We start from the raw sequence: 9634 nt of genomic DNA on the forward strand, positions 1-9634 counted from the left end.
TAATACCTCTAAAATTTTCTCGTAATTTGCTCTAAAGCTGTTCATCTATTTAAATGTTTGAAATTCAATTAAATATACGATTCTCTTAATCAATGAACAGCTTTTTTATAATGCACAACAGGTAAAGTCGTATTCGAATTATTCATACTGTAAAATTAGAAAAATAAATTTTCTTTTTTTATGATAAATGTTACCTATTTTTTTATTACTTTAAGTTATAAATATCATTCATTTTAATACATATATAAATTTTGTCACGATAATTCATCTTTTCATAACAATTACTATTTTTTACCAAAGATTTATACTTTATAAGTATAACTTTACTGTTAAATAATTTATTATAAGGAAGACTGTTTAATTGCGCTTAATAACCAGTTACTTTTGTGTTATGAAAAAAATAACTTACATTTTATTTTTATCTTTTTCAATTGTTAGTTTTAGTCAAAATATTACGATTAATAAAATGATAGATAGCGCTTACTATTTTAAAAATTCAAACCCAGAAAAAGCTTTTTTTTACCTAAATAAAATTACATTATCAAACTTATCAAAAGAAGAACGTATAAAATTTATCAAAATAAAATACAGTCTTTTAGATTTTGTTGGCGAATACCAAAAACAATTAGAATTTATAGAAAATATACTTATAAACTCTTCTTATTCTAAAAATTTACGAATAGATTTATTAGCAAGTACCTATTATAATTTAGGCGAATACCAAAAGCAACTTGCTTATTATAAAGAAGGTTTAGTCTTAAATAAAGAAAATATTAATCTAAAAATTAAGTATTTAAATAATTTAGGTTGGGCTTATAAACTTTTAAATAACACTAATAAAGCTTTAGAACATTATAATAAAGGACTAAAATTATTAAAAGAAAAAAAGTTAGATACGCTTACAAAAATTTATGCAACCTTATTAGGTAACAGTGGTTTAATATACACTAAAAAAGGAAATTTTAAAGAAGCTTTAAAACGATTTACGATTTCAAAAAAAATACGAAAAAACTTAAATAATAAAGGTTATTTAGCGGGTTCTTATTTAGATATTGCAGAGTTATATGCAGCACAAAATCAATTAAATAAAGCGATAAATTTTAATAAAAAAGCATTAGAAATTGTATTACCCATTAATGGTAGAGAATGGATTTTAAGAAGTTTTAAAAACTTATATGTTTTAAAAGAAAAACAACACAACTATAAAGATGCTTTGTTCTATAAAAAAGAGTATGATAGTTTAAATACTCTTTTGTTTAATAAAAAAACACTCAAAAAACAATCGTATTTAAAAGCAAAAATAGAATATGAACATTCTTTAATAGCCCTAGAAAAAGAAAATAAAGTAATAGAAAAAACAGCTTTTATCAGGTTGATTATCATTTTGTCTTCAGTTTTATTTTTCTGCATATTTATAATTGTAATTTATATTTTAAGTAAGAAAAATAAAAAGATAGACTCTATAAATAACCAACTTTTTAATAGAAATAAAGAAAAAGAAATTTTACTAAAAGAAATACATCATAGAGTAAAAAATAATTTACAGCTTATTTCTAGTTTATTAAATATACAGTCTAGGTATACAGATAAAGAAGAGGTTAAAAGTATGTTTTTAGATGGTAAAAGTAGAATAAAGTCGATGGCTTTGGTGCATCAAAAATTATATGAAAATGAGCAATTAGATTCTGTAGATTTTAAAGATTATTTAACACAAATAGTTAAAAATTTACTAATAAGTTATGGTTCTAAAACCAAAGTAAACTTTACAATAGATTCTATAGAAAATTTAGATATCGATTTATCCATCACTTTAGGTTTAATTTTTAATGAAATAATTACCAACTCTTTAAAATATAATAATGAATTAGGCTCTTTAAAAATTACAATATCATTAAAAAAAGAAAAAGAAGCGTATGTTTTTATCATTTCTGATGATGGAATAGGTTTTGATATAAATAAAGTAAAGAAAATAAAAACATTAGGGCTGCAATTAATTGCAATTTTAGTAAAACAATTAGAAGCAGAAAAAACAATAACTTCTTCTAAAAATAGTGGTGTTTTATACACAATAAAAATACCTGTTTAGTTATGAAAAGAATATTAATAGTAGAAGATAATTTATTAATAGCAGAAGATATTAAATTAATTATTGAAGATTTAAATTATAAGGTTGTAGACACTGTTATTAAAGCAGAACAAGCTATAGAAGTATTAAAAAAAGAAACAATAGATTTAGTATTAATAGACATTGTTTTAAAAGGAGAAATGAGTGGTATAGAATTAGCACACATTATAAATACAAATTTCAAAGTACCTTTTATATATTTAACCTCTCATTCTGACCCAAAAACGGTAGAAAAAGCAATAAAAACGCAACCAAATGGATATATTGTAAAACCATTTAATCAGTCAGATTTATTTACAAGTATTTCTTTAGCATTTAATGCATCAAAAGAAAATACAGAAACCTTAAGTTTTTCAAATAAATTAAAAGAGTATTGTTTTTTTAAAGTAGATGGCATACATAAAAAAATAATTTTTTCTGACATAAAATACATTCGCTCTACAGGTAATTATATAGAGGTTTATACACTATCTTCTCAATACTTAATAAGAGCAACCTTTAAAGAAATTGCAGTTTCATTGCCCGATAGTGTTTTTTTACAAATTCATAGATCATATATTATCAACATACATAATATTACAGGCTACACCTCTAATTTTGTTGAGTTTAATGACACCACAATTAATGTTGGTAAAAAGTTTTTAGAAAGCTTTTCAAAAGTTAAAGAGAGTCTTTAAAGGTTTCTTCTTTTTATTAAATGTGATTTTGTCACAAAAATCATCAGTTTCATCACAAAAAAAAAAACAGCATTACATCAAAATTTATTTTTGAAAAATATTAACCTAAATAATATTAATTCAAAAATAAAAAAATGAAAAAAACAATTACTTTTTTTTCCCTCCTTTTTTTTAGTGCCCTTTCTTTTTCACAAGGTACAATTAATGACACTTTTACAGTTGGAGATTATGAGTATAAAATAACATCAAACACTCCTTATAAGGCACAAGTTATTACTTACACAGGTGCTGGTGGTAGTATTACCATACCAACATCAGAAACACATATGGGTGTTTCATATAATATTACAAGTATTAAAGCCCTTACTTTTCGTATTAAAAATCTAACAGCAGTAATTTTTCCGTCTTTTTTAGAAAAAATAGGGGGTGATGCTTTCAAACAAAATGATTTAGTAACTGTAACTTTTCCAGCAACATTAACAAGAATTGATAATTACGCTTTTACACGAAATAAATTTACAACTATAACCATTCCTTCTACTATAACCACTCTTGGTTATGGGGTTTTTTGTAGTAATACTAGTCTTACTGAAATTATTATTTCTGCTGGTTTTACAGGTGCGCTTAATAGAACTTTTTGTGATACAAATTCAATAACAAAAGTAACGTCACATCTTGTTACACCTATGAGCCTTTCATCAAATGCTTTTTCAACTACTGGTGATACAGTAGATACTAGAGGTAGTATAGATTTAATTATTCCTGCAGGAACTATTGATGCTTATATAGCAGCAAGTTGGACAGGTTTTAAAAGTATTCAATTTACAGACGGAGATTATACGTATGAAGCTACTTCAACAACGGCTCCTTATAAAGTGAAGATTATTGGTTATTCAGGAATGGGAGGAAATATTACAATCCCTTCTTCTATACTTGACAATGGTAATACCTATAATGTAACTAGTATTGGCGATTATTCTTTTCCTGGCAAAAGCTTAACAAGTGTTACAATTCCTTTAAATGTAATAAATATTGGAGAAGGAGCTTTTGCTTCTAACAGCCTAACAAGTGTTGTAATTCCTTTAAATGTAGGAACTCTTGGAGGTGGAGTATTTAATGGTAATTCTTTAACAAAAGTAATTTCAGAAAGCGTTTCACCAGCAACTTTACAGCCAGGTGTTTTTAGTAATATAAATACCATAGATTTAGTAATTCCTGCAGGAACAACAGCAGCTTATACAACAGCATCTTGGACTGGTTTTCAAACCACAAGTTTTAGTTATCAATGGACAGGAACTACAAATACTGATTGGGCTACAGGTTCTAATTGGGTAAATGGAACAACAGGTCCATCAAATATAACAGATTATATTACTATACCTAATGGATTAACCAATTACCCAACAATAACAAGTGCTACTACTGTAAATTCTATAGAAATAGCGTCAGGAGCTAGTTTTATAGCGAGTGGTGTTTTTACAGGAGAGGTAACCTATAATAGAAACCTTCCTTCGAGTGATTGGCATTTAATTTCATCGCCAGTAATTGGGCAAGATGTAGATGATTTTGTGGCCGCTTCTGGTTTAGCAACTAATGGAACAAATATTGGTTTAGGTACGTATGCTACCGCTAGTGATAGTTGGTCTTATTATCAAAGCGGAACTTCTAATGCAGACACTTTTTCTGCAGGAACAGCACATAGTATCAATTTAGCGGGTGCAGCTGCGGATGTTTCATTTGTGGGAAGTTTAAAAACCGATGACACTTCTGTCGTTTTAGATGTAACTGGTGCTGGTTTTAACTTGATAGGAAATCCCTATACAGCTTTTGTAAAAAGTGCTAATGTGTTAACAACAAACACAGTTTTATTAGATTCACAAACATTATGGATTTGGGATCCATCAGCAAATGGAGGGTTAGGAACCTATCAAACAAAAATAACAGTAGATGATTTTAAAGTTGCTCCAGGACAAGCATTTTTTGTAGAATCTAATGGAACAGCAGGAAATTTAACAATTGATGCATCAACAGATAGAAGTCATCAAACTTCAGATACTTTTTTAAGAAGTAGTTTATCAGAAATACATATTAATTTAACAAATGGGTTGTATTCATCAGCAGCAAAAGTATATTATATTGATGGTACTACAACAGGTTTTGATAATGGTTTTGATGGAAAAATGTTTGGAGGAGCTTCTAATGAATCAGAAATTTACACTCATTTATTAGCTGACAATATTGGTGATAAATATGTAATTCAATCATTACCAAATAGCAATATTGAGCAAATGATAATTCCTGTAGGAATAAAAGCAAGCCAAGGAGATAACATTACCATTAATACAAGTTTACTTAATATGGCAACCAACATAAATGTGTACTTAGAAGACAAACAAGAAGGTACGTTTACGTTATTAAATAACAACGTATATAGTGTTACTCTTACAGAAAATGTAGATAGTGTAGGACGTTTTTACGTACATACAACAACTCAAACGTTAAGTGTTTCATCAGAAAATTTAACAAATATTGGTTTTTATAAAACAGCTGATAATAATTTAAGAATTACGGGTTTACAAAACGGAAACGTTTCTTTAACGATGTTTGATGTATTAGGAAAAAGAACTTTTTCTACATCTTTTAAAGCAAGTTCTGTTAACAATATTTCTTTACCTGTATTAAAAACAGGGATTTATATTGTTCAATTAATTACAGAGCAAGGAAAAACAAGTAAGAAAATTATTCTCGAGTAATATTATTAAATTTAGACAACCATGAACAACGATATAAAAAATACAGCAGATAAAAAACAAGAAATCACTCGTAAAGACGCTCTTAAAAAGATTGGTAATTACGGTAAGTATGCAGCTTTAACAGCTCTTGGAACTTATATGATATTAAACCCACAAAAAGCACAAGCTGCTAGTCCAGAAGCTCCTGGAGCAGGGTTTTAAAAAAAGAGGTAAAGAATATATTAAAAAAGCTTTCAAATTAATTTTTGAAAGCTTTTTTTAGTTTTAAAATTATATTATGAGATTTCTACAGTTCATAAAAAAGTAAATTTTACAATGACACTTGTTATTACGAGGAAGTATGATTTATTCCTTGTCTTTTTTAGTCATCTTGTGAATTAAAAACCCAAAACCAACTAGAAAGTGTAAAATTATTACTGCAGCTACTATATATAAAGTAGTATTCGAATTACCCATACAGCAAAATTAGAAAGATAAACTTTCTTTTTTTGTGATAAATGTTACATTATTTAATAAATTAATACTTGCCAGAAAAAGAACTAATTTCGAAATAAACATTTATTTCTTTTCCTTTATATTTTATTTTTAACACATCAAAAGGTTTCTTATTTTTATAAGATAAAGATTGTTGAATCATTTTCCAATCAATACCTCTTCTGCCGTATTTTTGATCTAGATATTTATATTCTGCACCAATTCCTTTACTAGAATTTTTAGTTTTTATAATAATTGCTTTTTCAAAACTAAAACCATCTCCACCAGAAAACTCTACATTTTCTATTTTAGTTATTTTATATTTTTTTTTAACCACATTCTTATTACTTCCGCAAGCAGAAAAGATAATTAATAAACAAAGAATAATTTTTTTCATAATTTAATTTTACTGTAAGATATAAAAACTATAAAAAACTTTCAACCTCAATAACACCATTAATATCCAAACCATCTAATTCTATTTCTCCTATTCTTACACGAATTAATCGTAAAGTAGGCAAACCTACAGCAGCGGTCATTTTACGTACTTGCCTAAACTTACCTTCTCTAATAATAATAGAAACCCAACTTGTAGGTCCGTGGCGTTCATCTCTAATTTTCATAGTTCTTAACGGAAATTTAGGATCTTCTATTATGGAAGCTTTTCCTGGTTTTGTAATATATTTTTTTCCGTTGAAACCAATTTCTACACCGTTTTTTAATTGTTCAATTTCTTTTTTGGTGATAATTCCATCAACCTGAACATAGTATTCTTTTTCATATTTATTAGATCTAATTTCTGCAGAAATTTTGCCATCTGTTGTTAATAAAAGTAAACCTTCCGAAGGAACATCTAAACGACCAATTGCCATTGTTCCTTCAGGAAAATCATATAAATCCCCTAATAATTTTTTTTTTCTTTTTGCAGGGTTTACAAATTGAGAAATCATTCCCCAAGGTTTATGAATGATAAAATGACGGTGCTTTTTTATCAAACTATAAAATTTTAATTGCTATAGAAAAAGTGTTTTTTCCTTCGGATAAACGCATATTTTTTTCAGAAAACTTTTGATCTGTATAAGAAGTATATTGTGTTATTGGCTCTATACAAAGCATATTGTCAACCTCTGTCCACAACATAAAATTATTAAAGTTCTTTGTGGTAATTTCTAAATATTTTCTATCAATATTTTTTAAAATAATTTTATCAGAATTTAAAATAGGAAAAGCGTTTGAACCCGCTTTATAAACATCATCTAAAGTAAAAGTTTTAGAATTAGCTTCTAAAGTTTCATCACCAGAATTAGACAACATAAATGCAGGATGATAACCTAACATAAAAGGCATTCCTTCATTAGAATTGATAATAAATTCAATTTTTAAAACATCATTTTCTAGGGTGAAATTCTTTTCGAAAGTAAAATTAAAAGGCCAAGAAAGTTCTTTTTCGGTTGATTTTACAGGATATTTACTATTATTTATTTGTGTATTTTTTTTATATTTTTTGATGAATTTCGCAGATTTTTCATCCGAAGAAATTAAAACGTATTCTAACTCACGTAACAAACCATGTTGATCTTGAATTGCATCACCATTTTTGGTATGTACTCTAAAGTTATTTTTAGAAGTTGGGCCAATTACAGGAAACATTTCATCATCAGAATTACGCCAACCTTTATTTCCTTTTTGATGAATATATTCTAGATTGTCTTTTGTAAAACTAATTAGTTCACCTTTTTCAATTGCAACTTTACATGCTTTATTTTCTAATAATACTCTTGAACTCATTAACTGTAGACTTTGTGTAAAAATAGTACAAATTTGAATGTAAATTGTTAGGAAATTAGTCTTAGTTTTTTGTAACTTGTGGCACTTATTTAAAAATAAAATAGCAAGATTAATGGCGACAGATAAAGAAAAAACAGCAAAATTAAAAGCACTCCAACTTACATTAGATAAGTTAGATAAAACATATGGTAAAGGTGCTGTAATGAAGTTAGGTGATGTAGTTACTGAAGATATAGATGCAATTTCATCTGGTTCTTTAGGGTTAGATTTAGCTTTAGGCGTTGGTGGTTACCCAAGAGGTAGAGTAATTGAAATTTACGGACCAGAATCTTCTGGTAAAACTACTTTAACTTTACATGCAATTGCAGAAGCCCAAAAAGCTGGTGGAATTGCTGCTTTTATTGATGCAGAACACGCGTTCGATAAATTTTATGCAGAAAATTTAGGAGTAGACATAGATAATTTAATTATTTCTCAACCAGATCATGGAGAGCAAGCATTAGAAATTGCAGAAAACTTAATTCGTTCTGGCGCAATAGATATTGTTGTTATTGATTCTGTTGCAGCTTTAACTCCAAAAGCTGAAATTGAAGGAGAAATGGGAGATTCTAAAATGGGTTTACATGCTCGTTTAATGTCTCAAGCATTACGTAAATTAACAGGTACAATTTCTAAAACAAAATGTACAGTTATTTTTATTAATCAATTACGTGAAAAGATTGGTGTAATGTTCGGTAACCCAGAAACGACAACTGGTGGTAACGCATTAAAATTTTATGCTTCTGTACGTTTAGACATTAGAAGAAGAACACAAATTAAAGACGGAGACAGAGTTATTGGAAACAGTACCAAAGTTAAAGTTGTAAAAAATAAAGTAGCACCGCCGTTTCAAATTGCAGAATTTGATATTATGTACGGACAAGGAATTTCTAAAGTTGGTGAGATTTTAGATATTGGTGTAGAATTAGGTATTGTAAAGAAAAGTGGTTCTTGGTTTAGTTATGGTGAAACAAAACTAGGACAAGGAAGAGATGCTGTTAAGGGATTGATTAAAGACAATCCGGAATTGGCAGAAGAGTTAGAAGGAAAAATAAAAGTTGCTATTGAAAATCTAGAATAAACATTAAAAGTTCTAACTATTATTATCAACTGCTGTAGAAGTAATCAATCTACAGCAGTTTTTTTATGTTGTCAATTTAAGACAAAAGGTATTAAAAAAGAGCAACCTACATTTGTACTATGGAAAAAAAAGAGTTTTATAATAACCGATTACAACAAGTAGTTTCTTACGTTAGAACCCAATACCATAAAAAGATTCTGGTAGAAGATTTAGAGGCGCTATCTAATTTTTCATACAGAAACCTTCAACGTATTTTTAAAGCACAATATCAAGAGACTATTGGTGGTTATGTTACAAGAGTAAAAGTAGAAAATAGTGCAAAGATGTTAGTTTTTACTTCGGATGAAATTAAATAAGTAGCCGAAAAAGTTGGTTATTCAGATGTGCAATCTTATAGTAAAGCATTTAAAAAACATTTCGGAATTACACCTGCTGTTTACAGAAATAAAAAAGAAGAACTATTTTAGAAAAGAAACAAAAGAAAACGAAATTATGCCTTTTTGTGAAGATAGAATTATTTGTTTAGATTCTAAAAAAGTAATTTACAAAACAGTAAAAGGAGATTATTATAACCCGTTTTGCATTTAAATAATACTAATTTTTAAGTTGTTAATATTTCTATCAAAAGTAAACTTATTAATGAATTGAATAATTGTTAATGAGGTTAATTTTGAGAGTATTCTAGTCTTAAAACCTT

General features: G+C 27.5%; 10 protein-coding genes and 1 pseudogene. 7 read left to right on the top strand and 4 right to left on the bottom strand.

What is annotated here, in order from left to right; all coding sequences use genetic code 11:
• The first annotated feature begins 391 nt into the window (after positions 1-391).
• From V3V28_RS05215 to V3V28_RS05230, 4 genes are all read left to right on the top strand, one after another.
• Positions 392-2086 (top strand): tetratricopeptide repeat-containing sensor histidine kinase, encoded by a 1695-nt coding sequence (locus V3V28_RS05215; protein ID WP_331363971.1) that lies wholly within the window; start codon positions 392-394, stop codon positions 2084-2086.
• Between the two features lie 2 nt (positions 2087-2088).
• On the top strand, positions 2089-2802 hold the full coding sequence (locus V3V28_RS05220; protein ID WP_331363972.1) for a response regulator: 714 nt from the start codon (positions 2089-2091) through the stop codon (positions 2800-2802).
• Positions 2803-2936: 134 nt separating this feature from the next.
• Entirely contained in the window at positions 2937-5555 is a 2619-nt protein-coding gene (locus V3V28_RS05225) for a leucine-rich repeat protein (RefSeq protein WP_331363973.1), read from the top strand.
• Between the two features lie 21 nt (positions 5556-5576).
• Positions 5577-5756: a hypothetical protein gene (locus tag V3V28_RS05230; RefSeq protein WP_331363974.1), complete on the top strand. Its 180-nt coding sequence runs from the start codon at positions 5577-5579 to the stop codon at positions 5754-5756.
• 316 nt (positions 5757-6072) lie between these two features.
• On the opposite strand, the gene V3V28_RS05235 is transcribed toward V3V28_RS05230, so the two are convergent.
• Genes V3V28_RS05235 through V3V28_RS05245 form a run of 3 tightly spaced genes read right to left on the bottom strand, consistent with a single transcriptional unit; the run spans position 6073 to position 7817 of the window.
• Positions 6073-6426, bottom strand: coding sequence for a hypothetical protein (locus V3V28_RS05235; protein ID WP_331363975.1), 354 nt, complete (start codon positions 6424-6426; stop codon positions 6073-6075).
• A 28-nt stretch (positions 6427-6454) separates the two neighbouring features.
• Entirely contained in the window at positions 6455-7021 is a 567-nt protein-coding gene (locus V3V28_RS05240) for a pseudouridine synthase (RefSeq protein ID WP_331363980.1), read from the bottom strand.
• Positions 7022-7025: 4 nt separating this feature from the next.
• Complete coding sequence (locus tag V3V28_RS05245) at positions 7026-7817, bottom strand: aldose 1-epimerase (RefSeq protein ID WP_331363976.1); 792 nt, start codon at positions 7815-7817, stop codon at positions 7026-7028.
• Positions 7818-7929: 112 nt separating this feature from the next.
• On the opposite strand from V3V28_RS05245, the gene recA reads away from it, so the two are divergent.
• The 3 genes from recA to V3V28_RS14660 all read left to right on the top strand — a co-directional run bounded on the left by recA (position 7930) and on the right by V3V28_RS14660 (position 9404).
• Complete coding sequence (gene recA / locus V3V28_RS05250) at positions 7930-8937, top strand: recombinase RecA (RefSeq protein ID WP_331363977.1); 1008 nt, start codon at positions 7930-7932, stop codon at positions 8935-8937.
• A 119-nt stretch (positions 8938-9056) separates the two neighbouring features.
• Positions 9057-9293: a hypothetical protein gene (locus V3V28_RS05255; protein WP_331363978.1), complete on the top strand. Its 237-nt coding sequence runs from the start codon at positions 9057-9059 to the stop codon at positions 9291-9293.
• 27 nt (positions 9294-9320) lie between these two features.
• Entirely contained in the window at positions 9321-9404 is an 84-nt protein-coding gene (locus V3V28_RS14660) for a hypothetical protein (protein WP_442957519.1), read from the top strand.
• 117 nt (positions 9405-9521) lie between these two features.
• Here the strand turns inward: V3V28_RS14660 and V3V28_RS05265 are convergent.
• Positions 9522-9634: pseudogene (locus V3V28_RS05265) on the bottom strand (IS982 family transposase); the annotation flags it as partial.

The organism is Polaribacter sp., from assembly GCF_036480315.1.
Classification (GTDB): Bacteria; Bacteroidota; Bacteroidia; order Flavobacteriales; family Flavobacteriaceae; genus Polaribacter.

Excerpts from the sequence above, each read along its gene's own strand:
- V3V28_RS05230 (WP_331363974.1), top strand. The coding sequence starts at position 5,577 with ATGAACAACGATATAAAAAATACAGCAGATAAAAAACAAGAAATCACT.
- V3V28_RS05215 (WP_331363971.1), top strand. The coding sequence starts at position 392 with ATGAAAAAAATAACTTACATTTTATTTTTATCTTTTTCAATTGTTAGT.
- V3V28_RS05245 (WP_331363976.1), bottom strand. The coding sequence starts at position 7,817 with ATGAGTTCAAGAGTATTATTAGAAAATAAAGCATGTAAAGTTGCAATT.
- V3V28_RS05255 (WP_331363978.1), top strand. The coding sequence starts at position 9,057 with ATGGAAAAAAAAGAGTTTTATAATAACCGATTACAACAAGTAGTTTCT.
- V3V28_RS05225 (WP_331363973.1), top strand. The coding sequence starts at position 2,937 with ATGAAAAAAACAATTACTTTTTTTTCCCTCCTTTTTTTTAGTGCCCTT.
- V3V28_RS05235 (WP_331363975.1), bottom strand. The coding sequence starts at position 6,426 with ATGAAAAAAATTATTCTTTGTTTATTAATTATCTTTTCTGCTTGCGGA.
- recA (WP_331363977.1), top strand. The coding sequence starts at position 7,930 with ATGGCGACAGATAAAGAAAAAACAGCAAAATTAAAAGCACTCCAACTT.
- V3V28_RS05220 (WP_331363972.1), top strand. The coding sequence starts at position 2,089 with ATGAAAAGAATATTAATAGTAGAAGATAATTTATTAATAGCAGAAGAT.